The sequence below is a fragment of the Ruegeria sp. R13_0 genome (assembly GCF_017743995.1).
Lineage (GTDB): Bacteria > Pseudomonadota > Alphaproteobacteria > Rhodobacterales > Rhodobacteraceae > Ruegeria.
Genome location: NZ_JAGHRB010000003.1, coordinates 316,612 through 342,658 on the forward strand (window position 1 = coordinate 316,612; position 26,047 = coordinate 342,658).

Consider the following 26,047-nt stretch of genomic DNA (forward strand, 5'->3'; position numbering starts at 1 on the left):
GCCGGTCAATTGGCTTGGCAAGCGCTAGCCAACGCGTTGTGTGGCCGGTTCTCGGAATTCTGGTCACAGTCTTTGAAGAATATAGCCGCCAAATGGTTGTTCTGGACTTGTATCCATTAACAAAAAACTGGACTACGCGGTTACATTTGCCGTGCCGGTACTGAATTTTGCAGCCGGCCCGCCGAATTGTTGGCCCGATATTAAACCCAATTCCAAAATCATGGTTGTCTACGATATTGTTTCCTCGGGTGAAGTGAGGGCTTTTACCTTAGGAAGCAAATTTGGCCTCGTTGCAATCCGCCGATACTTTCCTAATATGAAGATCAAATGAGCTAAAAGACGAACCAAGTTATAGACTCAGGTTACTCCGGAACGGCAGGGCCGCTCACATGAATCATGCTGGGGCGGCGCAGGCGCAAACGTTACAAAAGGTTTGAATGTTCAGTTGGAAATGTACACAACGCCTATGACAATGTGTGTTCCAATGTTGCCGAGCCAAAACCATCGACAAAGCCTGTCGAAATCAGCGAATGCAGCGTGTTGAGGTTGTTCGAAATACTTGAATCAAATCACGCCTACAACCTGACTCAGCTTCTTGCGTCCCGAAAATTTGATCGCGCCCGCAAGCGTCTGAACGGTGTGCCCGAGGCTACGCGCTCGGGGGAACGTCACCTATGAGTTCCGCTACCAGCTATGCTCTGGCGGCCTATTTTCTGGCACTTTTCGGCATTGCTATCTGGGCGAGATCAAAGCGTCGTGGAACAATCGAAAGCTACTATCTCGCTGACCGCGATATAGGCGTGTTTGCTCTGTCGGCCACCCTCGTTGCCTCAGCGGTGAATGCTCTCGCGGTAACCGGAACCCCAGCCCTTTTCTACACTGGTGGTGTTCTGTTTTCTCAGATGTTTGTAGCGGTATTGGTGACGTCTGCACTTGTTTGGTCTTTTGGGCCAGAGATCGCCAAGAAAGGCCGCCAAGGTAGAATTGTCACCCAAGCGGAGTATTTCGGCCGTCACTATGCTTCCCGCAATGTTCAATTGTTTGCCGCCCTGCTGGGGCTTTTGTCGCTGATTCCGTTCCTTGCCGCGCAGATTGTCGGTGTCGGTAAGATTCTCGCCGGAGTTTCCGGCGGTCAGATCCCGTTTGAAGTTGGAGTGATGAGTTGTGCGTTCGCCATCGCGATCTACGTTTTCTTTGGTGGTGCAAGAGCCGTTGTCGCGAGTGATGTTCTGCAGGGCGTCATCATTCTCATATTCCTACTTGCCGCCGCTCTAATTCTGATCAATGCGCAAGGGGGGCTGTTTGAGGTGCTCACCCAAGTTAGCCTGTCAATGCCAGACAAGCTCGTTTTTTCCCCAGGCAATTTACCACCCTTTATAGATAACTGCCTGTCCTGGTCATTTGCGTTCTTTCTCTGGCCGCACATGTTCCAACGTCTGTTGATGGCGAGAAAGGAAACTCGAATCCGCCACGTCGCCGCCATTAGCTGTCTGTCCTATTCCGTCGTCGTTCTTTGCATCCTGGCTACCGCGATGGCTGCGACGGTGCACTTTGGCGATGTTCAAATCGATCCGGATCGCTTGGTACCTGCCGCGTTGAGTGCGCTATGGCCAGTCGGCGGAACTATTCTAATTGTCGCTATTCTTGCCCTCGCTATGAGTACGATTGACAGCATTGTTTTGACATCCGGATCAATCTTGTCGCGTGATTTTCTGTCACAACCGACGCAATCTGGCGAGGACGTTCGCAATAACGCAATTTCGCGAATTCTGATTTTGTTCGTTATGGCCCTGGCAATTTCGATTGCCATGACCGAGTTCGGTACGCGAACGATCGTTCCATTGGTCACATTAAGCGCGTCAGTTGCGACATTGGCGTTGTGGCCTTTGCTCGGTACAGTTTGGCCGAAAGCGAGTGCCATGGGGGTTATCATCACGCAAGTCGGCGGCCTATCGGCTATGATCTATGTTTTTGTAACTGGAAACAGTCCGTTTCAACCGCTTGGCTCGGCATCCACTGCGTTTATTGTCTCAGCAGCAGTGTTTTTGGCGACGACGCTGGTCTTTCCGCGGAAAAATTAGCAATTTGAAGGGTCACCGCAGCAGAGAATAACTTCCAGAATAGAACTTCGCGGCAACATCGTGGGACTAAGGGAGGTTCTGCGGCTTTTGAAGTGACCTAAAGTGTCCAACCACTAAGAACAGTTAGGCGGACAAAGGTTCCCGATACTGTTGCAGCAAGATCAACGTTAGCTGTTCAGTCGAAATGCGGAATTACTTGCGGCGCTGCGTAGCATTTTCCCGAAGCGTTCGTTTTAGTAGGACAATCAGGCTAGAAGCCATAACTATTCCTATCCGGCCGATTTCGCGGCCTGCACGGCCGCGCAGGAGACGGCGGCAAGTTCAAATTGCAGACGTTAACATATGGACCAAGTCTTCAGGCCTATCAATCATCACGTAGTGCCCGCATGGCATCGATATCGCCGTCCACCCCGACTGATGCTGATACCGCTCGAAAGATGGTTGGCCCAGCCCTGGACGCCAGCCAGTAGCATAGATGTAGGTCCGCATTAACTTTTTGGCCCCACCGCTCACCAGTTGCATCGGTTGCTCAAGTGTCTTCAGCGGTTGCGCGACATTTCGGCGGTCCACCCACGCACAATCTGATCCGTTCACCGAAAATGCCTCCGCCGGGTCTGGCGCGACTTTGCCATCGACGGCACTAGCACGAAGCCCTGCCGCGATGTCCGCAGGCAAAACGTCCAAGGCCGCCTGTCCGTCGCCCGGCACGAGCGCATCGAGGTACACCAGTGAGCGAATGAGCGTGTGCGCCCTATCCGCGACACCAGTGACAACCATGCCGCCATAGCTATGACCGCACAAAACAATGTCGGAGAGTTCTTCGCACGCGATTACCGCCAGGACATCCTCGATATGCATGGCCAGATCGGTTTCGTCACTGACGAGGTGAGCACGTTCACCCAAACCTGTCAATGTCGGGGTGAAAACATCGTGGCCTGCCCGGCGCAGAAGCGCGGCTACGCGCGCCCAGCACCATCCCCCTTGCCACGCTCCATGAACCAACACAAATGTCGCCATAACCCGCCCCCACTTCATCGATACTGCCACGACAGTAAATTCAACAGGGCCGTACCGTCCACAGCTTCGCTTGGTAGTTCAGCGCAAATTCTCTGCTCATAGTCGCTACTACGCTGGGCACGCCGCAAGAAGCGTCAGAAGACTCCGTTCCACTACTTTGCCGAACGCACGAGCATCTGCAAAAGAACACATCCGCGAGCCTACGCAGAGCGCGCCTTTCTGCGCGAATTGATAGCCCGCAAACCTGACGCCATACAAAGCGTCCTCGGGCTTACGGGTATGATGACCCAATACCCCTGCAATTTCATAAGGCCGTTGGGATGCAGCAACAGTAGCCGCCGGTGCAGGTGCAGCATCCTGTTGATCGGTCGATCCAGCTGGACCGAGGACATCCCAAACCGGGCCTTCATCACCAGGCTTTACAATTGTAGCATTCGGGACAAACCCGACTTTGGGCCAATGTCTGCTCCGAAACGAGTTGTTGCTTTCTTAATCTTTGCCCTGTATGAAACGCGCAACGCCGCGTGTGGATGACCAAATCAGCGGCAAAGTATTCTCGTCCGTGATCCCCAGATCGTTGTCTTGAATAGCTCCTTGAGAGCAACGAAATGACGGCGGCTATTTCATACGAGCTTCCAAATAGATTAGAGAGACCAAGTGCCGACTGCGGTGAACCGCGCACGGCACGAGACCAAACGCTTTTGACGACATTTGACACCCTCGGCCTTGCCGAGCCCATCCTGAAGGCCATCAAGGCTCAAGGATATTCGACCCCCACGCCCATTCAGGCCAAGGTCATTCCGCTGCTACAATCTGAGCGCGACGTGATTGGCATTGCCCAGACCGGCACGGGAAAAACCGCCTCATTCGTATTGCCCCTGTTGCACCGGATTGAGCGTGAGAAATCAAAACCAGCACCGAAACACTGCACAGCCCTGATCCTGACGCCCACGCGTGAGCTTGCGGCGCAGATCGTAGACAACATCCGTGCATACAGCCAGTTCAGCCGCATTTCCACGAACTTGGTCGTCGGAGGCGTGCGTCCCACCGGGCAGATCAAGGCCCTCAGTGTGGGCATAGACATCGTGGTGGCAACACCTGGACGCTTGCTCGACCACCTCGGCACAGGTGTCATCGACCTGTCCGCGACCAAAGCCATTGTGGTGGATGAGGCAGACCAGATGCTGGATCTGGGCTTTCTGCCCAGCATTCGCAAGATCATGGCCAAGCTGCCTAAAAAACGACTGACAGCGCTGCTTTCGGCAACAATGCCGGGGCAAATCAGAAAGCTTGCCGATGACTTCCTGAACGATCCGGCAGAGGTTCAGGTGGCGGCAGTTTCAAAGCCGATTGAACGGATCGCGCAGAGCGTCCGACATGTGGCCAAACAGGACAAACGCCGTGTTCTGGCAGATATCCTGTCGGACAAGGACGTGCATCGCGCGGTCGTGTTCACACGTACCAAACGCGGTGCCGATAACGTCTGCAAGCACCTGATTGCCGCCGGGATCAACTCCGCAGCCATTCACGGGAACAAAAGCCAGCCTCAGCGCGAACGCGCCATGGCGGGGTTCCGGTCAGGGGCAATCACTGTCCTTGTGGCCACCGATATCGCGGCACGGGGGATCGACATCGATGATGTATCCCATGTAGTGAATTACGAGCTTCCAAACGTGCCAGAATCCTACGTGCATCGCATCGGCCGGACTGCGCGTGCAGGCAGAACCGGCACCGCGATTTCACTGTGTGATCGCGAAGAGATGCCCCTCCTGCGGGATATTGAAAAGTTGATCGGCAACCGGTTGCCAAGTGACCTAAAACCGCCAGCCGTGCCTGTGAAACGCGGTCGGGTTGCACAACCGAAAAAGCCCAGCGTTGCCAATGTTACACCGTCGCCAAAGCCGCGAACGGTTAGCCACGCAACGCGCCAGCGAAACGGACACCAACAACACCAGATCGACCCCTCGCAAGCGCAGGACGGTCTTATGCGAATGCTCTCCAACATTGGTGAGTTTACCCAACCTGCTGCCTGAGCGCAGCTAGCAGCCCCGCCAATCCCGGCGGGCGCACAAGTCATTGAAAGGATAATCTCATGACGACCGGAACAGTAAAATGGTTCAACGAAACTAAAGGCTACGGCTTCATCGAACTGGATAACGGCAGCGGTGACGCGTTCGTACACATCAGTGCGGTTCAGCGTTCTGGCCTCGACAGCCTGAAAGAAGGCGCAAAGGTCGGCTTCGATCTCAAAGAAGACCGGATGCGCGGCAAGACCTCCGCCGAAAACCTTCAATTGCAGTAGGCAATTCACAAACGATGCCAGACTGCGGCAGCAATTGCTGCTGTCTGGAAGCCCAGGGATTCAGAACCTGCCATTTGAGAACGCCGGTCAGCAAAACCCGCCCAAGTGGTGGCGGTGTCTTATCAGTCGGATTGGGCACGTCGTTCTGCCTCGGCCTTCAGACCGCGATTGAAGGCTTGGTAACCATCCACGTACATCTTGGCCAAACGACCGCCCATCAGGAAGGTGATGCCGCCTATGATCTCGTCGGATTGCACGAAACGAGTCTTTCCTCCGTCCAAGGGCTCCACGCGGAAATGATGGTTGTCGCGAATGCCGCCCGGTCCCTTCTCAGCCCAATAGAACTGCGTTCCGTCCACGACTGTGATCGTATGATCCAGAGTGGTCAGCTTATCTTTCGAGGGATCGAGTAGAAAGTCGACAGTGATCTTTGATCCATCCTTGATCTCTCCCTTGATGCCGACGAGGAACGCTGCCCAATTCCCGTAGTTGGCCGTGTCGGTCAGGACCGACCATACCACTTCTGGTGGCGCATCGATCACGATGTCGGTATGAATCCTGTGATGTGAGAAGCTCACTTTTTCCGATGATCCGTTTTCCATGACTTTCTTCCTTAGGTCTCAGGCGCTGATTGGCGACGGGCCAGCCCTGCCCTGAACTGTGATCCTCCCGAACCGATCCCGCATGCGCTTGGATCGGAAGAGATAGATCGAGATGATGATGTAATTGATGCACTCCTGAACAAAGTTCCGGTAGCGATCCGGGCTATCCAGCATATCGAATGTCTGCACTGCGCACATCGTGGCGAGCGCGGTGAACATGACAAGCATGGCAATTGGCGTGAAGTTCCAGCGGAAGAAGTACCCGACCAGAAACGTCACCCCGGACGCGGTGATGACGATCCAGTTCAAGGTCTGCATTCCGACCGGAAAGGTCGCGTTTTGCAGCGGCATGAGCGGAGCCAGTCCGGTGAAGTACTCCAGAAACCCGAGCAATCCCCAACCGAGCATGATAAACGATGCGAGCACGATTAGTAACTCGAAGCCTTGCGAGATACGGTCCATTAGTGTCGTCATCGGACTCACCCCAACATCCGCATCATGAACCGGTCGAACATGCGGTCGCTCAGGATGCGGCGAAAGAAAATGGCCTGCCTGACGCCGACACCGGCGGCGTAGCGTGTCTTGGGCTTCGACGCCTTGATCGCCGCGACAATGACTTCGGCAATCACACTGGGTGGAGAGGCCGTGCCTTTCTCCGCGCCCATGTTGCGGAACCAGTCCGCCATTTTCCGCGCGATGGCGCTGTACGGACCGCCTCCAGAGGTCCCGAGCAACGGATCGATAAAGCCGCTCGTGATCTCGGTATCGATCGCACCGGGGCGAACGACCACTACGTCAATCCCGAACTGCTCTGTCTCGGCACGCAGGCAATCGCTGAAGCCTTCGAGTGCAAACTTGCTTGAGACATACCAGGCTGCCAGCGGTGCATGCACCTTCCCCTCGCCCGACGAAACGTTGATGATCTTGCCCCACCCCTGCTGGCGCATATGCGGCAAAACCAGTTGGGTCAGTCGGCCAAGCCCGAAGAAATTGACGTCGAACTGATAGCGAGCCTTATCAATATCCGTTTCTTCGACCGAACCATAGACCGACAGGCCGGCGTTGTTCACCAGGATATCGACGCCGCCATGATCGCGCTCGATCTGTTCGACCACTGCAACGACGTCCTCCTCCTTGGTCACGTCCATCTTGATCGGGATGCCCCCAAGCGCCTTCAGATCGTCCATGATCTCAACTCGGCGTGCCACCGGGTAGACAATATACCCTTCCTTCGCGAGCGCTTCTGCGGTGGCCTTACCTATGCCGCTGGAAGCGCCGGTCACAAGGGCAACTCTCTTTCCATTGTTGTTCATGGCTTCGCCCTTAGACAGAGAATGTCTGACCGGTCATCTCTTCCGAGAGCAACCAGAGACGCTTGGCCACATCATGATCGTCGCAGATTGGATTACGGATCGCGTCGCCAGTCTCCCCACTCATCTCTTCTGGTCCCGTCGGGCCGTAGTAATCCCCACCCTCGACCTCCTCAGACAGGGCGGCAAACAGTGACGGCTTGGCAGCGTCTTCGTTGGAATGAAGCAGTTGCTCGACTTGCGCCTTCATTGCCTCACGCGAGGCGTCATCCAAGTCCTGGAACAGGCCGGAATCGGAACCGCCGGGATGCACCGTCAGCGACTTCAGAACCTTGCCGGACGCCCGAAGACGGCGGTCCAGCTCGTCGCCAAACAGGAGGCAGGCAAGCTTCGACTGTCCGTAGGCCAAACCAGGGTCTTGGCCACAGGTCAGATCATCGAAGTGAATGCTCGCGCCCTTGTGCGCAATGCTCGACAGCGAAACGATCCGCGATGCGGGGTTGTCCGGGATCAGGTCGATCAAAAGAGCGGTGAGCAGGAAATGCCCTAGATGATTGGTTGCAAATTGCAGATCGACGCCTTGGGCGTTGGTACGTGCTGAGTAGAGCAGAATGCCTGCGTTGTTGATCAAGACATCGAGCGTTGTGTAGCGGGTGCGATACGCCTCGGCAAAGGCACGGACCGAAGCGAGATCGCTCAGATCCAGCAAGATGATGTCGAGCGATGCAGAAGGAACCCGAGCGAGGACCTCGGTCTTGGCAGCTTCGGCCTTGGCTTGGCTGCGGCAGGCCATGACAACGTGGAAACCCGCTTCGGCCATTCCCACAGTTGTCTCAAACCCGATGCCATTGTTTGCGCCGGTGACGATAGCGATTCTTCCAGTTTGTGCAGACATATCAATTCCTGACGAGTTGACATTTGGTGTATGATTGTCACTATATTGACACTCAGTATTCATTTGTCAATATGTAAATCATGGAAGATCGCTACGCATACATCATCGAAGCCGCAAAGGGCCTGTTTATCCGCTACGGCGTAAAGCGAACCGGCATGAACGACATAGCTGAGGCAGCAAGCATTTCTCGGCAAACGCTCTACAAGGCATTTGCCAATAAGGACGAGGTGCTGCAGGCGACCATACGGTCTCTGGCGGACAAGGTTGTCCTGGATATCGAGGCCGGTTTGGGCAAAGCCGAAGGTCTTGGCGCGCAGCTGGACGTCATCTTCAAGCACACTGTCATTGAGCACTATGACTTCTTGCAATCATCGCCCAATGCCGAAGACATTATTGCGGGCGTGACGGCCTCCAGTCAGGAAGAGCTTGAGGCAGGTGCACAGAGAAACACCGAGATCATTGCTAGGGTCCTCGTGCCCTACTCGGGTAGTATTGAGAAGTGCGGTCTGATCGTAAGCCAGTATGCAGATTTCGTTCAGCGGTCAGCGACTGCTGCAAAGTACAATGCCAAGAGCAGAAAGCACTTGCTTGAGCTTTTGGCGGCACTTCGGGTGTCGGCATTGAAGGTAACGGGTGCCAGCTAGAGGGCTACGTCGGCCCATTGCAGACCTTCACCCCATAGTCCCCATGCTGCGGCGCAGCCCGTCGAACCTGCCGTTCGCGGCGTGCGCAAAATCAAAGGCTGCCTGAACTCGCGAAATGCGGACAAAACCCCAATTCGCTGCGCCAATTCCCAACGGCCGCTGTCCGCGCCAACATGACATTGAGTTCCATCAAATAGGGCGAAAGGAAGCTTTCGGTATCAATGCGAGTGACACGGTTTTGCCCGCTCGCTAAAAACATTCGATTTAATCCGCATGGGTGTCCGTCATCGTGCAGATCACGATTGAGTCCAAATCGTCAGCGTCCTTGATTGCCTGAATGGTCCGGATGTCACGGCAAAACGATCCGGACGTCGGCCCTTCGGCCTTGGCGAGGGCCATTGCGGAGGCATGGACCTTTCCGGTCCGGCCGGTGCCGGGGACTGCAAAGCTCCTCGGCATCCAGCTTTGTTTCTAATCCATCGACGCAGATCAAACTGCGCTTTCCATATATTCTTCGCCGGTCTTGGCGCCAGTGATATAGGACACGACATCTTCGCCGGAGATATCTTCGTTCTTGATGTCAAGGTTGGCGCAGATGCGGCCACGGCGGAACACGATGATGCGGTCCATAAGGTCAAACACCTGCCGCATGTTGTGACTCACCAGGATCAGTGGCTCACCCTGTTCCTTGAGCGTACGGATGATGTTTTCTACCTGTGCCGTTTCCTGAACACCCAACGCAGCAGTCGGTTCGTCCATGATCGTCAGTTTCGAATGAAAGCTGGCGGTCCGGGCGATGGCCACGCACTGGCGCTGACCGCCTGACATATTCTGGATCGTGTTGCGGATACTGGGAATCTTCACGCCGGTCTTTTCCAGCGCGGCAAGGGTGTCCTTGCGCATGGCCTTGTAGTCCAGCCGCCGGAACGGCCCGAGCCAGTTCCACATGGTCTTTTCCCGGCCCAGAAACAGGTTGTCCGACACATCCAGTGAATCCGCCAGGGCAAGCGTCTGGAACACGGTTTCGATCCCGGCCTCGCGCGCGTCCAGCGGGCCTGCAAATTCTACTTCCTTGCCGTCAAAGACAATGGTGCCGCGGGTCTTCTGTTCTACCCCGGTGATCTGGCGAACAAAGGTAGATTTGCCCGCCCCGTTATCCCCCATGATCGCCACGTGCTCGCCCTTGCGCAGTATGAAGTCGGCATCTTCAAGTGCGTGGACACCACCGTAGTGTTTTGTCAGACCTCGTGTTTCAAGGATTATGTCGCCCATATCGTGGAGCTTTAGTTCGCTCATTGTATCATCCTCCCGTCAAGATCTGGACTTGCCGTTTTTCTGGCGCCACTGGTCCAGAACAACCGCGCTGATGATGATCGTGCCCATCGCCATTAGCTGGTAGAAAGCGTCGAGCCTGATGTAAGTAAAGCCAGACTGGATCACACCAAACACCATCGCCCCCAGAACCGTGCCAACAACAGATCCGCGGCCACCGGTCAGCGACACACCACCGATGACGGCCATCGCGATCGCGAACAATTCGTAGAACTGTCCCATACCGGTCTGAGCGGTTAGGTTCTTGGAACTCAGAACGATCGCCGCGAAGGCTGCCAACATACTGGCAATCATATAGACAAGGATTTTGTGTCGCTGGACGTTGATGCCTGACATGCGCGCAGCGTCTTCGTTTGAGCCGATTGCATAAGTGTGTTTGCCATAAACTGTGTGCTTGAGAATAAAGTGGAACAATACCGCCAGCATCAAAAACCAGACAACGGGCATCATTCCGGACCCGATCCAAGCATACCCCTCCGTAGGAAAGGAAACGGGCTGGCCACGTGTCCACCATTGGGCGATGCCGCGACAGATGAGGAACATACCAAGTGTCGCGATAAATGGAGGAATGCGCGTATAGGCGATCAGTGAACCGTTGATTGAACCTATGAAGGCGCCAAACATTAATCCCACCATCACAGGTACGATCACCGGCAGATCGAAAGCCCAATCGCCAAACACAGCCTTCGGGTTGGGGTTTCCGTTGACCAGTTCAGTCTGGGCAAAGGACATCACAATCATCGCCGCTGCACCGACAAGCGGACCCGAAGACAGGTCAATGCCCCCGGATATGATGACCTGTGTCACCCCGAGCGCGATAATGCCGATAATGGAGACCTGAAGGATAATGATCTTCAGACGTGCGATGTTGAGAATGGTGCCGTCACGCTTGGTGTTAAAGTCGAACAGCATACTCTGGCCGTTCATATAGGGGAGTAACTGCCCCAACGCTTCGAAGATTAAAACGATCGCGATGAGCGCAAAAAAGATATTAAGTTCGTTTGGCCAAGCGCGCTTGGTTTTGTCGTACTTCAGGCCGCCGATGCCTTCGGTGTTGTCGGTCATATCATGCTCCGGTGCTTTCAAGCGTGGGGAGGGAATTCGGCGGAGCAGCGATTGCCGCTCCGCCCGATTGCTTCAGCCAGCAATTCGGTTTCGTCGGAAGCTCAGTTCTTGCTCAGGAAATCGCTCATGTTTGCCGGCGTCACCAGCTTGAAAGGAATCCAGACCTTGCGCGGTACGTCTTCGCCGCGGGACAGGGCTAGTGCCGCGTCTACCGAGCCGGAGCCCTGACCAAACGCATCCTGGAAGACGGTCGCGTCCAGTTCCCCAGCCTGCATGGCGACCAACGCGTCCTGCGTGGCGTCAACGCCGACGACAACAACGTCTTCCATCGAAATGCCGGACGCCTTCATGGCCTGGATGGCACCGATTGCGCTTTCGTCGTTGTTTGCGAAGACAACGTCAAAGTCTTCGCCCGAACTGATCCAGTTGGTCATAAGGTCTTGTGCCTTGTCGCGGGACCATTCCGAAGTCTGGCGGTCGATGATGGTGATGAAGTTACACATGTCCATGCCAACCACATCATCGACATCCTTTGTGCGCTGGATCGCTGCCTGATTGGAGAGCTGACCCATAATGATGTAGCCCTTGGCGCCAACACCGCCAAGCCCGGCGGCGCGCAACAGCTTGCAAGCCTCAAAGGCCGAAAGGGTGCCGGATTCAACTTCGTTCGATGCCACCATCGCCTGGTTGTCCGGCAGCGAGTCCAGATTGACGGGCTGGCGGTTGATATAGACCAATGGCACACCGGCGGCTTCAGCGGCATCCGACATGGCCTGGGTAGCCGACGTGTCAACAGGGTTCACAATGATCGCATCCACGCCCGAAGCGATGAAGTTGTTGATTTGATCAAGCTGCTTGGCCACGTCGTCGGCCGCATCTTCAACTTGGATCGTGACGCCGTCGATCGACTCCGCGTGCTCGACCATGCCGTTACGCATAACGGTCAGGAAGTTGTCATCGAACCGTGCTATCGTCGCGCCGATGGTTTCGGCCATCGCTGTTGTACCCATCAAAGTTGACAACGCAGTTGCAATTAAGATCTTTTTCATAGATTCCTCCCTAATCGGATGTCCGGCACATCCTTTGCTTCAATCCGGAAGCCCGCTAAGGGCAGTTTCCCTGTACTGGGACCTCTCTCAACTCATCGCATCAGCGGTTCCGCTGGCGCCGGGGCCTGGCCGTCATATCCTCCCCAGACGGATTGATCGTAATGCACGACTGCTCCGGTCATCATTCCGCTATCGTCGGACGCCATCCACAGCACTGCGCGCGCGACCTCGTCCGGGTCCAGAAGTCGGCCAAACGGCAAGTTTGCGCGGGCCTTCTCCTCCCAGTTCGGGTCCCCTGTCTCTGCGAGCTGGATCTTGCGTTCGTGGTCTGACGCCATCCAGCCGATATCAAGCTGATTGACATGAATGCGGTTTCGCATCAGCGCAAAACCAGCGTGGCGTGTCAGGGTTCCGAGCGCCCCTTTCGAGACGCTATAAGGCGCCAGAAATGGTTGGCCCACGCGTTGCGAGGTTGAGCCGATGTTGACGATCCGCCCCCCGATTCCTTCGCGCTCCATGACGCCGATTGCATCCTGCATCAGAAAGAACGGCGCACGTACATTGACTGCGATCATCTTATCAAAAAGATCGGGCGTGGTGTTGAGCAGATTGCCACGATCCGTGAACCCGGCGGCATTGACCAGAATATCCACCCGCCCGAACCGTGCATCCGTGACCGGAACGATCCCACGCACCGCCTCGATATCAGCCAGATCAGCTGCAATCATCTGAGTGGCAACACCGGTTTCATCTTCGATCTCTTGCGCCGCTGCCTCACCCTTGGCCTGATCACGGCCGACAATCGCAAGCCCCGCCGCACCCGCTTGGGCAAAGCGCCGCGCGATGGCCGCGCCAAGCCCTTGGGTGCCGCCCGTTATGATCGCAACCCTGCCGTCGATCCGGTTCATGAGACGACCTCGTACCCTGCGGCGTTCATCACGCGGATCAGCTCGGCATGACCGACCTTGGCCATCTCAAGCGGCGGGTTTGCGACGGGATCCTGTTCCGCCTCGACCACGAACCAGCCTTCATAGCCCTTGCCCGCCAATGCTTTGACGATGGCTTCGAAATCGAGGCTGCCATCGCCGGGAACGGTGAACACGCCCTTGATCACGGCATCAAGGAAACTCTCTGCGCCCTTGTCGACCGAATTCGCAACCTCTGAACGCGCGTCCTTGGTGTGCACATGGCTGATCCGCGCATGGTGATTTTCGATCACACGCATGACATCCCCGCCAGCAAAGGCCATGTGCCCTGCATCATAGAGCAGCGGAACCGAGCTGTGCTTCATGAACAGATCCAGCTCATGCTCTCGTTCAACAACCGCTCCCATATGGTGGTGGTAGGACAGGGGCATCCCTTCTGCCGCGCACCAATCCGCGAAATCCGAAATGCGCCGCCCATAGTCAGCCATCTCGGTTTCGGTCAGGACGGGTTTTTGCGCAAGCGGCACATCTCGCTCGCCCTGCACCGACCGGGCAGTTTCTCCGTAGACAATGCAAGGGGCTCCAGCGGTCTTGAAAAAGGCAAGCTGGTCGGCAATCCGCGCCTTTTCCTTCTCGATGTCGCCGTCCAGGAGCAAGCCAGAAAACCAGCCTCCACACACGGATATGCCGTAGCGGTCCAGGATCGGCCCCAACTCCTCCATGTTCATGGGAAACCGGCGGCCGGTTTCCATACCGGTGAAACCGGCGACTGACGCCTGACGTAACGCCTCTTCCAGGCTCACATCGTCCGACAGAGACGCATCATCGTCATTCCACCACGCAATCGGAGCTATACCCAGTTTCGCTTGCAACATGATCAGACGCCTTGACGCTGCTTGGCGCGGAACGCTTCCTGACCCTTGCGTGCTTCGCGAATGCTTTCACGGTCATTGATCTCAGGTACACCGACATACCAATCGGCCCCACCGGGGGTCCATGTGTAGGCGTCTGAATTGATGCTGATCACTGTGGTGGCATCAGTGGTCTGCGCCCAATCCATGGCGGCTTCCAGATCGGCCAAACTGTCACAATGACGCGCATAGGCGCCCATGGCTTCGGCATGTTTGGCGAAATCCACATGACGCGGGTTGTCCTTGTTCAAAACCCGCGAATCCTTCAGCAAGTTGTTGAAGCCCGGCACGCCCATACCGGTCTGAAGCCGGTTGATTACGCCAAATCCGCCATTGTCGCAGACGACAACGATCATCTTGTGACCGGACAGAACAGAGGAATAGATATCAGAGTTCATCATCATGTAAGACCCGTCGCCGACCATGACGATCGGCACGCCGGTACCTTCCTTGGCAATCGCATGGCCCCAGGCCCCGGCGATTTCATAGCCCATGCAAGAGAACCCGAACTCGCAATCAAAGCTGTTTGGCGCCTTGACGCGCCAATTCTTGACGGTTTCGCCCGGCAGGCCACCCGCGGCGGTGACCATGGTGTCCTCTGGACGCGCGGCCTTGTTCACCACGGCGATCACCTGCGCGTAGCTGGGGACTGCGGCGTTGGTCGGGGCCTGCCCCTCGTCCAGCATCTGGTTCCAATTGGCGTACAGATCGCGCGCTTCTTCCATCCGGGCAGCGTCACAGACCCAGTCTCCAAGGGCTGCATCCAACTCGTTCAAGCATTCCAGTGCATCACCCACTACCGGCAGGGACCTGTGCTTGCGGGCGTCAAATCGAGCCGCGTTAATATTGATGAACTGGCTGTCGCAGGCAAAGGTTGTCCAGGATCCCGTGGTAAAATCCTGCAAGCGTGTACCCACGGCGATCACCACATCGGCCCCCTCGGCCAGTTCCTTGGCGGCATCTGTCCCCTCGATACCAAGTGCTCCGACATAAGCAGGGTGGTCATGCACAACAGCGCCCTTCCCCGCAATGGTTTCGGCCATGGGAATGCCCCGGGATTCGGCAAATCGGGCGAGCACTTCTTCGGCACCGGAATACCGCACACCCCCGCCTGAGATGATCAGAGGCTTCTTGGCGGTTTTCAGCAGTTCGACCGCCGCCGCAACCTGATCACGATCCGGGCGCGGGCGCGGAATGGTCCAGAGCGTCGGCTCGAAGAACTCGACCGGGTAATCATAAGCGATTTCCTGAATGTCCTGTGGCAATCCAATGAACGCAGGACCGCAATCGGCCGGATCCAGCATGGTGGCCACAGCCTGAGGCAACGAAGACAGGATCTGTGCCGGATGCGTGATCCGGTCCCAGTAACGCGATACGGCGCGGAAACTGTCATTCACCGTGGTGGACGGCTCACCGTAGTGCTCGACCTGCTGCAAAACGGGATCCGGCAGTCGGTTATTGTAGGTGTCGCCCGAGATCAACAGAACCGGCAGACGGTTGGCATGGGCCACCCCTGCCGCGGTGACCATATTGGTGGCCCCTGGTCCAACTGACGTGGTGGCGATCATGATCTGGCGACGCAGTTTCGCCTTTCCATAGCCGATTGCGGCCAGGGCCATGGATTGTTCATTCTGTCCGCGCCATGTTGGCAAGACGTCTTGCACCTGCTCCAGCGCTTCCGACAGGCAGGTCACATTACCATGACCGAAGATCCCGAACACACCTGCAAAAAGCTGGACCCGATCACCATCAATCTCAGCACGCTGGTTGATCAGATAGCGTACCAGCGCCTGCCCCACTGTCAGCTTTACGGTTTCCCCGGCCATCTCGCCTCCTCCAAACGACATTCAAATTCTCTATTGGAATGTTTATTGACAAATGGTGCATATTGCAATGATTATTGCAAACGCTTTACTATCCGTTGCAGACCATTGCTGAAAGCGCCTGAGCGCCCAGCAATATCAGAGAGGAAAACCGACAATGTACGAAAGCTATGGGCTATACTATGATGGTGCCTGGCAGGGCGCTGCTTCAGAATTGGAAGTTTTCTCTCCAGTGACGGGCAAAGCGCTGGGGCAGGCGAAGGCCGCATCTCGGGATGACACTTTGGCCGCAATCGATTCGGCATTTTCAGCCCTCGCACCACTGCGCGAAATGGGAGGGTTCGCACGCGCGGATGCTCTTCATAAAGTGGCGGATGAGATGCTACGTCGCGCCGATGAAGCGGCGCGAATGATATCATCCGAAACCGGAAAGCCGCTGGTGCAAGCAGGGCGCGAATGGGGGCTCGCATGTGATCAATTCCGCTGGTACGCCGAAGAGGCAAGGCGGATCTATGGCCGCACAGTTGAAAGCCGTGTCCCCGGAGGCCGGTTTGAAATCACCCGGGAACCTGTCGGCGTGGTTGGCGCCTTCACAGCTTGGAACTTCCCTGCCGCTTTGCCCGCGCGCAAGATTGCGCCCGCACTGGCCGCCGGGTGCCCTGTTGTGCTGCGCCCGTCGTCGCAAACACCTGGCGTTTCCATGGTCCTGGTGGATTGTATTCGAGCAGGCGACCTGCCTGCCGGGGCGGTGAACCTTGTGATTGGCTCGACAGGCAACACCTATGCCCCGGTGATGGCCGATGCACGCGTGCGCAAGGTGTCTCTGACGGGATCAACCCGTGTCGGACAACAGATGATCCGCGACGCGGCGGATACCGTCAAGAAAGTCTCAATGGAGTTGGGTGGAAACGCGCCTTGTATCATCTTTGACGATGCCGATCTAAACGGCGCGCTGGATGTCTGCGTCCCCACAAAATTTGCAAATGCCGGGCAGGTCTGCGTCACCCCGGATCGGTTCTTTGTTCATGACAGCCTGCATGATGAATTCGTTGCCGAATTCGTGAAACGGGCCAATGCAATCAAACTGGGGGACGGACTGTACGAGAGTACCGAAATGGGTCCTCTGATCAATGCCGACCATCTAAGCAATATCGACGCCATCGTGCAGGACGCCGTGCAATCCGGGGCGACACTGGAGACCGGTGGGCAGCGTTCTGCGGCATTCAACACCGGCCATTTCTATGAACCCACCGTACTCAGCAACGTCACAGACGCTATGCGCGTTTTTGCCGAAGAGAATTTCGGACCGATCGCCGCCATCACCCGCTTCAAGGACGAAGATGAAGTGCTGGCCCGCGCCAACGCATCCAAAATGGGCCTGTCAGCATATGCTTTCACACAAAGCGCTGACCGTGCACGGCGTACGGCGGCAGCCTTGAAATCCGGGATGGTGGGGATCAACTCCTTTGCGCTTGCAGCTTCCGAAGCACCGTTTGGCGGCACCAATTACTCCGGCCTTGGCCGCGAGGGCGGCCTTGAGGGGATTGAGGATTACCTCGACACCAAACTGTCGCAAATCGTCTTCTGATGGCGGAAAAGATGCAAAAGAACAAACTCAAAGCTCTCTGGGAAGATGGCAAGCCCGCCCTAAATGGATGGTGCTCTATCGGCAATTCGTTCACCGCTGAAATCATGGCCGCACAAGGATATGACAGCGTGACAATCGACATCCAGCACGGGGCGCTTGATTATTCCAGCGTCTTGCCAATGTTCCAGGCTATGCGTGCTTCGGGCGCGACTCTCATGGCGCGGGTGCCGTGGCGCGATCCGGGCTATATCATGAAAGCGCTGGATGCAGGCGCGATGGGAATCATCTGCCCGATGGTAAACTCCAGCGCGGAAGCAGAGGAGTTCGTCTCGTACATGCGCTACCCGCCCTATGGGCAGCGCAGCTTTGGCCCCACCCGCGCCACTATTGCCATGCCGGGTTACGGCGTGGCTGCCAATGACGAGGTTTTAGCGCTGGCAATGATCGAAACCGCTGATGGCGTGGTGAATTTAGAAGAAATTGCCGCAACGCCGGGGCTCGATGGCATATATGTCGGGCCAGCCGATTTAACCCTTGGTACGCAACAGGGGCGGCTCCCTCCCGGGTTTGACCGGCAGGAACCAGAGATGATCGAACTGATCCGGCGCATTGCGGATGTCTGCAAGGCTAATGATATCAAAGCCTGCCTGCATTGCGGAACTCCGGACTATGCCGCCAAGGCCATTGGCTGGGGGTATGACTTGACAACGGTTGGCGGAGATTCCCGGTTGCTTGCCGGTGCCGCAGCGGCTTCGGTTACTGCCTGGAAGAACCTGACCGGGCGTGATGCCGCATCCGAAGACCAAGGAGGGATGTACTGATGCCCCATCTTCTGGTTGCCGGAAAGCTGCACTCTGCAGGTGTTGCCCGACTGGACGTCCTGCAGCGCGATGGGGTTGAAGTCACCTATATCGAGGAGATCTCCGAGGACTCGTACAGCAAGCATATCGAAACGGCGGATGCGCTGGTGGTTCGAACGCAACCGCTGTCCGCTGCAACGATTGAAAAAGCAAAGCACTTAAAAGTCGTCTCACGTCACGGCGTTGGCTATGACGCAGTCGATGTCAGCGCGCTGAATGCGCGTGGCATTGCTCTGACCATTGTCGGGGACGTCAACTCGGCTTCGGTGGCAGAACATGCAATGATGCAGCTTCTGGCCTGCGCCAAACAGGCCATCCGGGCCGACCGTGCTGTTCGAGACCCCGCGCTCTGGGGCTGGCGCAACCGGCTGGAACAACGAGAGATCTCAGGGCGAAACCTGCTAATCATTGGCTATGGTCGCGCTGGCCAAAAACTGGCTCAGATGGCTTCGGGTTTTGACATGAAAGTTCGGGCCTATGATCCGTATCTGCAAAACAAAGGGTGGCCCGAGGGCAACGTCCAACCTGCGTCCGATTTGCCGGAAGGGTTGGCTTGGGCCGATTGTTTGTCTCTCCACGTGCCACGCGGCGACGCCCCGTTGATCGCGGAAAAAGAGTTTGAACTGATGAAACCCGGCATGATCATTGCCAACACGGCACGCGGCGGTGTCGTCTGTGAAAGCGCGCTGTGCAAGGCGCTTGACAATGGCCAAGTCCATGCCGCAGGCCTCGATGTTTTTGAAATCGAACCGCCATCGCCCGAGATGACACTGGCCACCCGTGACAATGCGCTATTGTCGCCACATATCGCGGGCCTTACGGAAGAGGCCAGCGAACGCATGGCGCTGGCGTCGATTGAAAACGCCCTGAACTACCTGGACCAGACAATTGACCCTGATCTGGTTGTAAATCGGAATGCACTCACATGACAGAAAAACCCAAACTCTCTATTGGTCTCATCGGATCAGGCTTTATGGGCAAGGCGCATGTATTCGGGTTCGCTACCGCGCAGAAGGTATTCGACCTGCCCATGGACATTACGCTGCACACACTCGCCGATATTTCGGACGAGGTCGCTGCACGCGCCGCGCATGACTTCGGTTTTGCCCATGCAACCTCGAACTGGCGCGAGATGCTGGAGAACCCCGACATCGACGTGATCGATATCACTGCTCCCAATGCGCTGCACAAGGAAATGGCGATGGCGGCGATCGCAGCGGGTAAGCATGTCTATTGCGAAAAACCTCTGGCACCGCGCGCCTCGGACGCGGAGGAAATGGCCGAGGCGGCCGAGCGGGCAGGTGTCAAAACCCAAGTTGGGTTCAACTACATCTGCAACCCGATGATGAGGCTTGCAAAAGAAATGATCGAAGCCGGCGAGCTGGGCGAAATCAGATCCTACCGGGGCCTGCACGCGGAAGACTACATGGCGAATGCCGACGACCCTTTCACGTTTCGCCATGATCCAGCGGGTGGTGGAGCGCTTGCGGATCTGGGCAGCCATACACTCGCCACGGCAGAATATCTCCTGGGTCCGATCTGCGAAGTGATGGGGGATTGCGTCACCGCAATTTCCCAACGTCCAGACGCCAAAGGTGGACAAAAGGCCATCGAAGTGGACGACATTGGCCGTGCCTTCCTGCGCTTTGCCAACGGTGCTTCGGGTTCGATTGAAGGTAACTGGATCGCCACCGGGCGAAAGATGCAACACTACTTTGAGGTCCATGGCTCCAAGGGTGGTCTGATCTTTACTGGTGAGCGCCTGAACGAATTGCATTTCTATTCGGTTGAGGATGCACCGGGTCGCCGCGGGTTTCGCAAGATAGAAGCCGCCCCGGACCATCCACCTTATGGCAATTTTTGTGTCGCGCCAGGTCACCAGATTGGCTTCAATGACCTGAAAGCTAACGAAGTGGCGGGATTTGTGAATGCCATCGCGGGCCAGGGGAAAGAACCGTTTTCTTTCTGTGACGGGGTGCGCATTCAGACGCTGGTCGAACAAATCCAGAAATCTTCCGCGACAAGCGCATGGATTTCGGTATAGACCACCTAAAACCGGGCAAGCAGCCAACAAGGATCAGATGACGCAACCTTCCCCTCCAACCGACTATGAAAGTCTGATCCGGCTCATCCATGACCGTCACGATAAGATGAGCCGGACATATGGCAAGATTGCAGTCTATCTGACCCAAAACCCCAATGACGTGGCAGTCCGTTCGGTCAATGCCATCGCAGAGCAATGCGGAATTCACGCCTCAAGCTTTGTTCGCTTTGCACAATCGCTCGGGTATTCCGGGTTCAAGGATCTGCAGGCGCTGTTCCAGCAAAGGCTGGCGACAGCCGCGCCGGGTTTCGAATCCCGCGTCAATGCGCTCGAACAGGAAATGAAGGCCCGCGAAGATTCGTCAGAGGAAGACTTTTTTCGAGATCTCGTGATCAGTGATATCGCGTCCGTTCAGGGGCTGCTCGACGACATACCCAAAAGCAACCTGTCCAAAGCGGCAGAGATCTTAGGGGACGCAGACACAGTTTTTCTTCTGGGGCAACTCCGTGCAGCTCCTGTCGTCGAAATGCTTCGCTATCTGTTGACCATGGTCGGCAAGAAATGTCTTCTGCTTGATCCCAGCGGCGGGCTGGCGACGCATATTGCAAAAACCGTTGGCCCTAAGGATGCGCTCTTGGCGGTATCTTTTCGGTTTTACGCAAATGAAGTTGTCTCAATTACCGAAGACATGGCCAACCGTAAGGTTCCCATAGTCGCGATTTCGGATAGCACCCTATCTCCGCTGGCGAAGTCGGCCGATGTGCTGTTTGCGGTGCCCGAAAACAAAAGCCTGATTGCACGATCCCTGACTGCACCCATTTGTCTCGCGCAGGCAATTGTCGTTGCGGTGGCTACCCGCGAAAGCAAGTCGGCGAAGGTAGAGATTCCCACTGTCACCAGTTTGCAGTCGTAGTGCCAGTGTTAGATCAATATTTGCGAGATCGAGTGGCGCGCATCAGCGCAATCAGAATGTCATGCTTGACCGCTAACAAGTTTTCCGTTGGTTCGTCGCATTAGCGAAGGGACTGTTTGAAGCCAGGCGAGATCGACCCAATTGAATGGGTGGCTGGGCGAATCCTGCTGAATTTGCGTATTTTGATACTGCAGGGGCGAGAGTTTTCTACGTAAACTCACTCTGCGCCAACGAAGGGCGGCTCTGTCCCGAGGTTTTTTAGTTCGGGCAGCAACGGAGTTCACGCATCCAGCGGATGGCAACAAAGCGGGCTGCGGCTGCGGCAACCGAGTAAGGCGCTGAGGGTCTGCTATTGGGCGCCCCATCGGTGATCGAAGGCAGCAACGCGCGATTTGTACCCCTTCATGCGTCGCAAGAAGTCAACAGAGCGGACAGAGCCGCTGTTTGCTTTCGCAAAATAGAATCTATGCTTCTGGGTGGTTTACGGCCCAAAGTTGAGCCGCAAACCCTTGTTTAGTGTGTCTCAAGCGAGATATGAACATCCATCTCAGCGTCGGGATCAAAATCGCTGAGGTCCATGACGGAAAAGAACATCGCACACACGGGCGAATCCATCTCTTTCCTGACCACGTCCAGATAGTCTTCGTGGCTTCGGAACTGCACGATATCGAGATAAGTGCCGTCGGGTTTGCGAACAAGTTCACGGCGCAGCACGCCTGCTTCATGTGCGACAAAGTCCCGTTGGAAAACCGCCGAAGCCGCCAGTAGATCCGCCTCGGTTTTGCCCTCGGCCAATTTGATCGGCGCAAGAATGGTAACGGGCGATTTGTGCTCGCCTTTGCGAGATGTTGCGTCCGCTTCGATGATCCGAGTCGTTCCCGAGACGCGAATTCCCTCTCCGCGTATGGTGCTGAACTCTGTTTTCAGGAGCGACCTTGCGCCCATATCCTCTCCTTGCACGATGTTGATCTCGCCGTCATGGGGCCATCCAATGTCGCGCAGATATCCAGACAGTGCGGCGGCGGCGGCCCCTGTTGCGGGGTCTTCGGGCACGCCCCCGGTCGCAAAGGCATTGCGGCTGTGGAAACGCCGTGGCGTTTCCGCCCACAAGAGGCTGATCGTCGTCAGGTCATACCCTCGCATGAGCTCTGCGCCTTTGGTCAAATCATACGACATCCCGGCAAGTGTCAGCCTGTCGTGAAGCGTGAGGATCAGGTGATTGTTCCCGGCATTGGCGAGTGCCGGTGGCAGAGCATCGTCAAGGTCAGTTACGTCTAATTCAAAGAGCGCAAGCGCAGCCTTCAACAAATCCGGGTCCGCTTTGGCGCTGTGGGTGGGCGGAGATGTCAGGGTTGCGCTGCCGTCATCTTTGGTTTCGACACTGATGCGACCCGAGTTCAGGTCAAGCTGAAACAGCCCCGGTCCCTCGCGCGCAGTCAGAGCATTGCCCAATGCAATTGTGGCGTGTCCGCAGAACGCCACTTCTTCCTCGGGTGAGAAAAACCGCACGCGCCACCCGTCGGCTTGAGGCGCGGCAAAGACGGTTTCGGAGTATCCGACTTCTCTTGCGAGATGCTGCATTTCGGCCTCAGACGGAAGGGTTTCACCAATCACGACACCCGCGGGGTTGCCGCCTTCGGAGCCATCAGAGAAAGCCGCGACACGCAGAATGTTTGGGGTCCCTGTATCTTTCATGGGTTTGATCCTTTTCAACCGTTGCAATCCAGGAACGGACAGCCAAAACCCTTGGAGGCGCGACTGAACGGTTCCAATTGACCCCGGCGGAATGTTCCGCCGGAGCTGAGTTTGGTCACTTGTTTATCCGGGCCAGAAAGTCCTGCATCTCGGCAGCGATGACATCGCCATATTCCTCGAGCGCAAAGTGCCCCGTCTCAAGTAGATGGAATTCCACGTCGTTGAGATCGGCTTTGTAAGGATGCGCGCCTTCGGCCGGGAAAATGTGATCATTCTTTCCCCAGACAATCAGCGCCGGAGGCTGGTGTTCCCGGAACAAGGCCTGCCACTTGGGATATTCGGTGACATTGGTGCCGTAATCCAGAAACATCTCCAGTTGCACCTCTTGGTTCCCCGGCCGGTCCAGCAGGTACTGGACGTGCCAGAAATTGTCGGGGTTCACCGTCGAGACATCGCCAACACCGTGGGTGAATTGCCATTTGGTGGCGTCCAGCGTCAGGAAGCCACGCAATGCATCGCCATTTTCCTCGCTGGGGTCGGCCCAATAAGTCTTGATCGGGTCCCAAAACTCGCGCAGGCCTTCGTCATAGGCGTTGCCGTTCTGAATGACAAAACCGGTGACCCTTTCGGGATGCTCGGCGAACATGCGGTAGCCGATAGGCGCACCGTAATCCATCAGATAGACCGAGTAGGCGTCCACCCCTTTGGCATCGATCAAACGCGTAATGGAGTTTGCCGCGTTGGCAAAGCTGTAGTCATAGCTGTCGGCAGGCGGCATGTCCGACGCGCCAAAGCCGACATAGTCCGGGGCAATCACGTGGTAGTCTTCGGCCAGGACCGGGATCAGCTCGCGGAACATGTGCGAAGAGGTGGGGAACCCATGGAGCAGCAGGACCGTGGGATTCGACGGGTCGCCCGCCTCGCGATAGGCGATGGTTTGGCCCTCGATCTCCATCGATTTCATGTCCACGGCAAAGGGGCTTTCAGCAGCGACAGCGCTGTTTGGCTGGATCGCTGGCAGCAGCGTGGCGCCGGTCAGCAGCGCTGCGAGAACGGGAATGCGCAAATATTGTTTCATGTTTCAGGTCCTTTCAGGATTTGGGTGGGGTGCCAGACACTGTAGAGGCGCGCATGGCAATGTTTTCGGCCCTCAGGGCCTCGTTTTCGCGGTGCAGGGCCGCAATCTCTTGGTGCGTCTCATCAATGGTGAGGCGCCGTGGAATATGGCTGGGGCAGTTCCAGTCGAAGGCTTCGACGGTGATGAGCACCGCGCGCTCGGGGCGGGCCCGATAAGACGGGTCGTGGAGCTGATCCAGAATTTCGGGATTGTCGGCGCCTTCGACCAAGCGGGTCCGCCCCCACAGCTTCAGGCGACGGCGATTGGGGTAGTCCACAAGGATCATCGACAGGCGATCGTTGCCAGACAGGTTCCCTGTGCTGATATACTGCCGGTTACCGCGAAAATCGGCATACCCGAGCGTTCTGGATGACAACACCTTCAGAAAGCCGATCGGACCGCCGCGAAACTGCACATAGGGCCACCCGGTCTGTGACACCGTCGCCTGATAGAACCCGTCACGAGCGGTGATGAAGTCGACCTCTTGGGGCCCCAGTTCATCGAGGGAGGTCTCGTCGCCAGACAGGAACCTGGTGTAGCCATCAGCAGAGCCCATCCGGGATTGCTGTGACCGTACTGCAGGCGTAAAGGCGATGGTCGCAAAGGCGCGTGCCATGGCGTTTTCCTTTCGGATACTCATTAGTTTTCTTAAGTGGAAGGCCGGGTCGGGCTGTTTCTGATTGCAAATTTACGCTTTGATCCGCAAATTGACAAACGACGATGTCTATCGCAGGGTTAGAAAAAATAAGTCATAGTGATGAACCGGAAAAACTATCCCCTGAACGCGCTGCGCGCCTTTGAAGCGGCGGCACGCCACCTCAGCTTTGTTGCTGCAGCCGAAGAGCTTTCCGTAACCCCGGCCGCGATCAGCCACCAAATCAAGAAGCTCGAAGACTTTCTCGGCGTCCCGCTGTTTCGCCGTAGGACGCGCGGCCTTGTCCTGGTCGAAGCGGGACAGCTCTTGGCCAAAGAGCTGAACGTGGTGTTCGTCAGCCTCGACCGTGCGATGGAGCACGTGATGGAGGCAGACAAAGGCGGCTCGCTGGCGTTGACCGTCGCGCCCACATTCGCCGCGATGTGGTTGATCCCGCGGCTACAGAAATTCTACGCGCAACACCCGGCCATCGACGTCCGTATTTCGACGAGCTTGGGTCTGGTGGATTTTCAACGAGACGACTTTGACGCCGCCATCCGACTGGGTCACGGACAATGGCCCGGCGTTAAAGCCATCAAGCTCTTCGATGAATCCGTCATTCCGATGTGCAGCCCCAGCCTTCTGGAAGGTCCAAACGCCATTCGGACACCGTCCGATCTCAGAAAACATGTGCTTCTGCACAATCACTCGATGGACTTCGATCCCAATGCCCCAACTTGGCAGACCTGGCTTGACGCAAGTGGCACAAGCGACGTTGACGCCTCGCATGGGATGCACTTCAGCTTGCCGGACCATGGGTTACAGGCCGCCATTGATGGCGCTGGCGTTGTGCTTGGATGGAGATTTCTGTCGGCAAAAGATGTCCAGGCCGGACGCGTGGTCGAACTGTTCGACCTGGCAATTCCTCTTGGGTCAACGTTTTATCTTGTTTATCCCGAGGCGCATTCTCGGCGGCCGAATATCGCCGCTCTTCGCGACTGGATGTTACGCGAACTGAAAGTCCCCTCGGTCGTGCCGACCCTGGGTCCTCCACCGCAGAGCAGCGCTTAAATACAAGCTGCCTTAGCAGTATTGCGACCATTCAGCTTTGTCATCAGGACCCACTGGGGATTCAAGTTCGTCCTGAGTCGGCGCGGTAGAAACACAGGGTTTGAAGAAATTTGAATGTCTGCTCCCAAAGTTCTGAATCTGCTGTCTCGCAACCGCAGAGAAGGTCTG

At 56.5% G+C, this 26,047-nt stretch carries 25 protein-coding genes; 10 read left to right on the plus strand and 15 right to left on the minus strand.

The annotated features are described in order from the left end of the window. The first annotated feature begins 674 nt into the window (after window positions 1–674). Complete coding sequence (locus J7394_RS05970) at window positions 675–2,081, plus strand: sodium:solute symporter (RefSeq protein WP_209251581.1); 1,407 nt, start codon at window positions 675–677, stop codon at window positions 2,079–2,081. Window positions 2,082–2,402: 321 nt separating this feature from the next. Here J7394_RS05970 and J7394_RS05975 read toward each other — a convergent pair whose 3' ends face one another. Then, window positions 2,403–3,098, minus strand: a complete 696-nt coding sequence (locus J7394_RS05975) for an alpha/beta fold hydrolase (RefSeq protein WP_209251582.1) — start codon at window positions 3,096–3,098, stop codon at window positions 2,403–2,405. A 701-nt stretch (window positions 3,099–3,799) separates the two neighbouring features. Between J7394_RS05975 and J7394_RS05980 the strand changes: the two genes are divergently transcribed. Both J7394_RS05980 and J7394_RS05985 read left to right on the plus strand, forming a co-directional pair. Next, complete coding sequence (locus J7394_RS05980) at window positions 3,800–5,131, plus strand: DEAD/DEAH box helicase (protein ID WP_209251583.1); 1,332 nt, start codon at window positions 3,800–3,802, stop codon at window positions 5,129–5,131. A 59-nt stretch (window positions 5,132–5,190) separates the two neighbouring features. After that, a complete protein-coding gene (locus J7394_RS05985) occupies window positions 5,191–5,400 on the plus strand; it encodes a cold-shock protein (RefSeq protein WP_170329064.1) in 210 nt (69 codons plus the stop codon). 122 nt (window positions 5,401–5,522) lie between these two features. On the opposite strand, the gene J7394_RS05990 is transcribed toward J7394_RS05985, so the two are convergent. The 4 genes from J7394_RS05990 to J7394_RS06005 are packed head-to-tail and all read right to left on the minus strand — an operon-like array spanning window position 5,523 to window position 8,207. Continuing rightward, on the minus strand, window positions 5,523–6,002 hold the full coding sequence (locus tag J7394_RS05990; RefSeq protein ID WP_209251585.1) for an SRPBCC domain-containing protein: 480 nt from the start codon (window positions 6,000–6,002) through the stop codon (window positions 5,523–5,525). Window positions 6,003–6,020: 18 nt separating this feature from the next. Beyond that, complete coding sequence (locus tag J7394_RS05995) at window positions 6,021–6,476, minus strand: hypothetical protein (RefSeq protein ID WP_209251587.1); 456 nt, start codon at window positions 6,474–6,476, stop codon at window positions 6,021–6,023. Between the two features lie 5 nt (window positions 6,477–6,481). After that, window positions 6,482–7,315 (minus strand): oxidoreductase, encoded by an 834-nt coding sequence (locus J7394_RS06000; protein ID WP_209251589.1) that lies wholly within the window; start codon window positions 7,313–7,315, stop codon window positions 6,482–6,484. Window positions 7,316–7,325: 10 nt separating this feature from the next. Continuing rightward, the gene (locus J7394_RS06005) at window positions 7,326–8,207 is read right to left on the minus strand and encodes an oxidoreductase (protein ID WP_209251590.1); all 882 of its coding nucleotides are present in this window, start codon (window positions 8,205–8,207) and stop codon (window positions 7,326–7,328) included. Between the two features lie 80 nt (window positions 8,208–8,287). Between J7394_RS06005 and J7394_RS06010 the strand changes: the two genes are divergently transcribed. Further along, window positions 8,288–8,851 (plus strand): TetR/AcrR family transcriptional regulator, encoded by a 564-nt coding sequence (locus J7394_RS06010; RefSeq protein WP_209251591.1) that lies wholly within the window; start codon window positions 8,288–8,290, stop codon window positions 8,849–8,851. A 264-nt stretch (window positions 8,852–9,115) separates the two neighbouring features. Here J7394_RS06010 and J7394_RS06015 read toward each other — a convergent pair whose 3' ends face one another. The 7 genes from J7394_RS06015 to iolD form a co-directional block, all read right to left on the minus strand. Further along, window positions 9,116–9,310, minus strand: coding sequence for a hypothetical protein (locus J7394_RS06015; RefSeq protein WP_209251592.1), 195 nt, complete (start codon window positions 9,308–9,310; stop codon window positions 9,116–9,118). Window positions 9,311–9,340: 30 nt separating this feature from the next. After that, complete coding sequence (locus tag J7394_RS06020; RefSeq protein ID WP_209251629.1) at window positions 9,341–10,123, minus strand: ATP-binding cassette domain-containing protein; 783 nt, start codon at window positions 10,121–10,123, stop codon at window positions 9,341–9,343. A 39-nt stretch (window positions 10,124–10,162) separates the two neighbouring features. Further along, the gene (locus J7394_RS06025; RefSeq protein WP_209251593.1) at window positions 10,163–11,248 is read right to left on the minus strand and encodes an ABC transporter permease; all 1,086 of its coding nucleotides are present in this window, start codon (window positions 11,246–11,248) and stop codon (window positions 10,163–10,165) included. 101 nt (window positions 11,249–11,349) lie between these two features. Further along, complete coding sequence (locus J7394_RS06030) at window positions 11,350–12,297, minus strand: sugar ABC transporter substrate-binding protein (protein ID WP_209251594.1); 948 nt, start codon at window positions 12,295–12,297, stop codon at window positions 11,350–11,352. Between the two features lie 92 nt (window positions 12,298–12,389). Then, entirely contained in the window at window positions 12,390–13,205 is an 816-nt protein-coding gene (locus J7394_RS06035; protein WP_209251595.1) for an SDR family oxidoreductase, read from the minus strand. Continuing rightward, window positions 13,202–14,098: a myo-inosose-2 dehydratase gene (gene iolE / locus J7394_RS06040; protein WP_247748077.1), complete on the minus strand. Its 897-nt coding sequence runs from the start codon at window positions 14,096–14,098 to the stop codon at window positions 13,202–13,204. Before iolE ends, J7394_RS06035 begins: the two co-directional genes overlap by 4 nt. Window positions 14,099–14,100: 2 nt before the next feature. Then, the gene (iolD, locus tag J7394_RS06045) at window positions 14,101–15,960 is read right to left on the minus strand and encodes a 3D-(3,5/4)-trihydroxycyclohexane-1,2-dione acylhydrolase (decyclizing) (protein ID WP_209251631.1); all 1,860 of its coding nucleotides are present in this window, start codon (window positions 15,958–15,960) and stop codon (window positions 14,101–14,103) included. Window positions 15,961–16,114: 154 nt separating this feature from the next. On the opposite strand from iolD, the gene J7394_RS06050 reads away from it, so the two are divergent. From J7394_RS06050 to J7394_RS06070, 5 genes are read left to right on the plus strand one after another with little or no spacing between them, the layout of a single operon-like run. After that, entirely contained in the window at window positions 16,115–17,545 is a 1,431-nt protein-coding gene (locus J7394_RS06050; protein WP_209251597.1) for an NAD-dependent succinate-semialdehyde dehydrogenase, read from the plus strand. Window positions 17,546–17,556: 11 nt separating this feature from the next. Then, the gene (locus J7394_RS06055; protein ID WP_209251598.1) at window positions 17,557–18,366 is read left to right on the plus strand and encodes an HpcH/HpaI aldolase/citrate lyase family protein; all 810 of its coding nucleotides are present in this window, start codon (window positions 17,557–17,559) and stop codon (window positions 18,364–18,366) included. Next, window positions 18,366–19,334 carry a hydroxyacid dehydrogenase gene (locus tag J7394_RS06060; protein ID WP_209251599.1) on the plus strand — a complete coding sequence of 323 codons (969 nt, stop codon included), beginning with the start codon at window positions 18,366–18,368 and terminating at the stop codon, window positions 19,332–19,334. The genes J7394_RS06055 and J7394_RS06060 overlap by 1 nt, the downstream gene beginning before the upstream one ends. Continuing rightward, window positions 19,331–20,449 (plus strand): Gfo/Idh/MocA family protein, encoded by a 1,119-nt coding sequence (locus J7394_RS06065; RefSeq protein WP_209251600.1) that lies wholly within the window; start codon window positions 19,331–19,333, stop codon window positions 20,447–20,449. The genes J7394_RS06060 and J7394_RS06065 overlap by 4 nt, the downstream gene beginning before the upstream one ends. Continuing rightward, on the plus strand, window positions 20,334–21,362 hold the full coding sequence (locus tag J7394_RS06070) for a MurR/RpiR family transcriptional regulator (protein ID WP_247748078.1): 1,029 nt from the start codon (window positions 20,334–20,336) through the stop codon (window positions 21,360–21,362). Before J7394_RS06065 ends, J7394_RS06070 begins: the two co-directional genes overlap by 116 nt. Before the next feature lie 513 nt (window positions 21,363–21,875). Here the strand turns inward: J7394_RS06070 and J7394_RS06075 are convergent. From J7394_RS06075 to J7394_RS06085, 3 genes are all read right to left on the minus strand, one after another. After that, window positions 21,876–23,057 carry a PhzF family phenazine biosynthesis protein gene (locus J7394_RS06075; RefSeq protein WP_209251601.1) on the minus strand — a complete coding sequence of 394 codons (1,182 nt, stop codon included), beginning with the start codon at window positions 23,055–23,057 and terminating at the stop codon, window positions 21,876–21,878. 115 nt (window positions 23,058–23,172) lie between these two features. Beyond that, the gene (locus tag J7394_RS06080; protein WP_209251463.1) at window positions 23,173–24,135 is read right to left on the minus strand and encodes an alpha/beta fold hydrolase; all 963 of its coding nucleotides are present in this window, start codon (window positions 24,133–24,135) and stop codon (window positions 23,173–23,175) included. Between the two features lie 13 nt (window positions 24,136–24,148). Then, complete coding sequence (locus J7394_RS06085) at window positions 24,149–24,814, minus strand: pyridoxamine 5'-phosphate oxidase family protein (RefSeq protein WP_247748070.1); 666 nt, start codon at window positions 24,812–24,814, stop codon at window positions 24,149–24,151. Window positions 24,815–24,931: 117 nt separating this feature from the next. On the opposite strand from J7394_RS06085, the gene J7394_RS06090 reads away from it, so the two are divergent. Further along, the gene (locus J7394_RS06090; RefSeq protein WP_209251602.1) at window positions 24,932–25,879 is read left to right on the plus strand and encodes a transcriptional regulator GcvA; all 948 of its coding nucleotides are present in this window, start codon (window positions 24,932–24,934) and stop codon (window positions 25,877–25,879) included. Window positions 25,880–26,047: the final 168 nt, after the last annotated feature.

Coding starts and splice junctions, on each gene's coding strand:
- J7394_RS06050 (WP_209251597.1), top strand. CDS start 16,115: ATGTACGAAAGCTATGGGCTATACTATGATGGTGCCTGGCAGGGCGCT.
- J7394_RS06030 (WP_209251594.1), bottom strand. CDS start 12,297: ATGAAAAAGATCTTAATTGCAACTGCGTTGTCAACTTTGATGGGTACA.
- J7394_RS06015 (WP_209251592.1), bottom strand. CDS start 9,310: ATGCCGAGGAGCTTTGCAGTCCCCGGCACCGGCCGGACCGGAAAGGTC.
- J7394_RS05970 (WP_209251581.1), top strand. CDS start 675: ATGAGTTCCGCTACCAGCTATGCTCTGGCGGCCTATTTTCTGGCACTT.
- iolE (WP_247748077.1), bottom strand. CDS start 14,098: ATGTTGCAAGCGAAACTGGGTATAGCTCCGATTGCGTGGTGGAATGAC.
- J7394_RS06010 (WP_209251591.1), top strand. CDS start 8,288: ATGGAAGATCGCTACGCATACATCATCGAAGCCGCAAAGGGCCTGTTT.
- J7394_RS06080 (WP_209251463.1), bottom strand. CDS start 24,135: ATGAAACAATATTTGCGCATTCCCGTTCTCGCAGCGCTGCTGACCGGC.
- J7394_RS06090 (WP_209251602.1), top strand. CDS start 24,932: ATGAACCGGAAAAACTATCCCCTGAACGCGCTGCGCGCCTTTGAAGCG.
- J7394_RS05975 (WP_209251582.1), bottom strand. CDS start 3,098: ATGGCGACATTTGTGTTGGTTCATGGAGCGTGGCAAGGGGGATGGTGC.
- J7394_RS06070 (WP_247748078.1), top strand. CDS start 20,334: ATGCCATCGCGGGCCAGGGGAAAGAACCGTTTTCTTTCTGTGACGGGG.
- J7394_RS05990 (WP_209251585.1), bottom strand. CDS start 6,002: ATGGAAAACGGATCATCGGAAAAAGTGAGCTTCTCACATCACAGGATT.
- J7394_RS06005 (WP_209251590.1), bottom strand. CDS start 8,207: ATGTCTGCACAAACTGGAAGAATCGCTATCGTCACCGGCGCAAACAAT.
- J7394_RS06065 (WP_209251600.1), top strand. CDS start 19,331: ATGACAGAAAAACCCAAACTCTCTATTGGTCTCATCGGATCAGGCTTT.
- J7394_RS06055 (WP_209251598.1), top strand. CDS start 17,557: ATGCAAAAGAACAAACTCAAAGCTCTCTGGGAAGATGGCAAGCCCGCC.
- J7394_RS06075 (WP_209251601.1), bottom strand. CDS start 23,057: ATGAAAGATACAGGGACCCCAAACATTCTGCGTGTCGCGGCTTTCTCT.
- J7394_RS06025 (WP_209251593.1), bottom strand. CDS start 11,248: ATGACCGACAACACCGAAGGCATCGGCGGCCTGAAGTACGACAAAACC.
- J7394_RS05985 (WP_170329064.1), top strand. CDS start 5,191: ATGACGACCGGAACAGTAAAATGGTTCAACGAAACTAAAGGCTACGGC.
- iolD (WP_209251631.1), bottom strand. CDS start 15,960: ATGGCCGGGGAAACCGTAAAGCTGACAGTGGGGCAGGCGCTGGTACGC.
- J7394_RS06035 (WP_209251595.1), bottom strand. CDS start 13,205: ATGAACCGGATCGACGGCAGGGTTGCGATCATAACGGGCGGCACCCAA.
- J7394_RS05995 (WP_209251587.1), bottom strand. CDS start 6,476: ATGACGACACTAATGGACCGTATCTCGCAAGGCTTCGAGTTACTAATC.
- J7394_RS06020 (WP_209251629.1), bottom strand. CDS start 10,123: ATGGGCGACATAATCCTTGAAACACGAGGTCTGACAAAACACTACGGT.
- J7394_RS06085 (WP_247748070.1), bottom strand. CDS start 24,814: ATGAGTATCCGAAAGGAAAACGCCATGGCACGCGCCTTTGCGACCATC.
- J7394_RS06000 (WP_209251589.1), bottom strand. CDS start 7,315: ATGAACAACAATGGAAAGAGAGTTGCCCTTGTGACCGGCGCTTCCAGC.
- J7394_RS06060 (WP_209251599.1), top strand. CDS start 18,366: ATGCCCCATCTTCTGGTTGCCGGAAAGCTGCACTCTGCAGGTGTTGCC.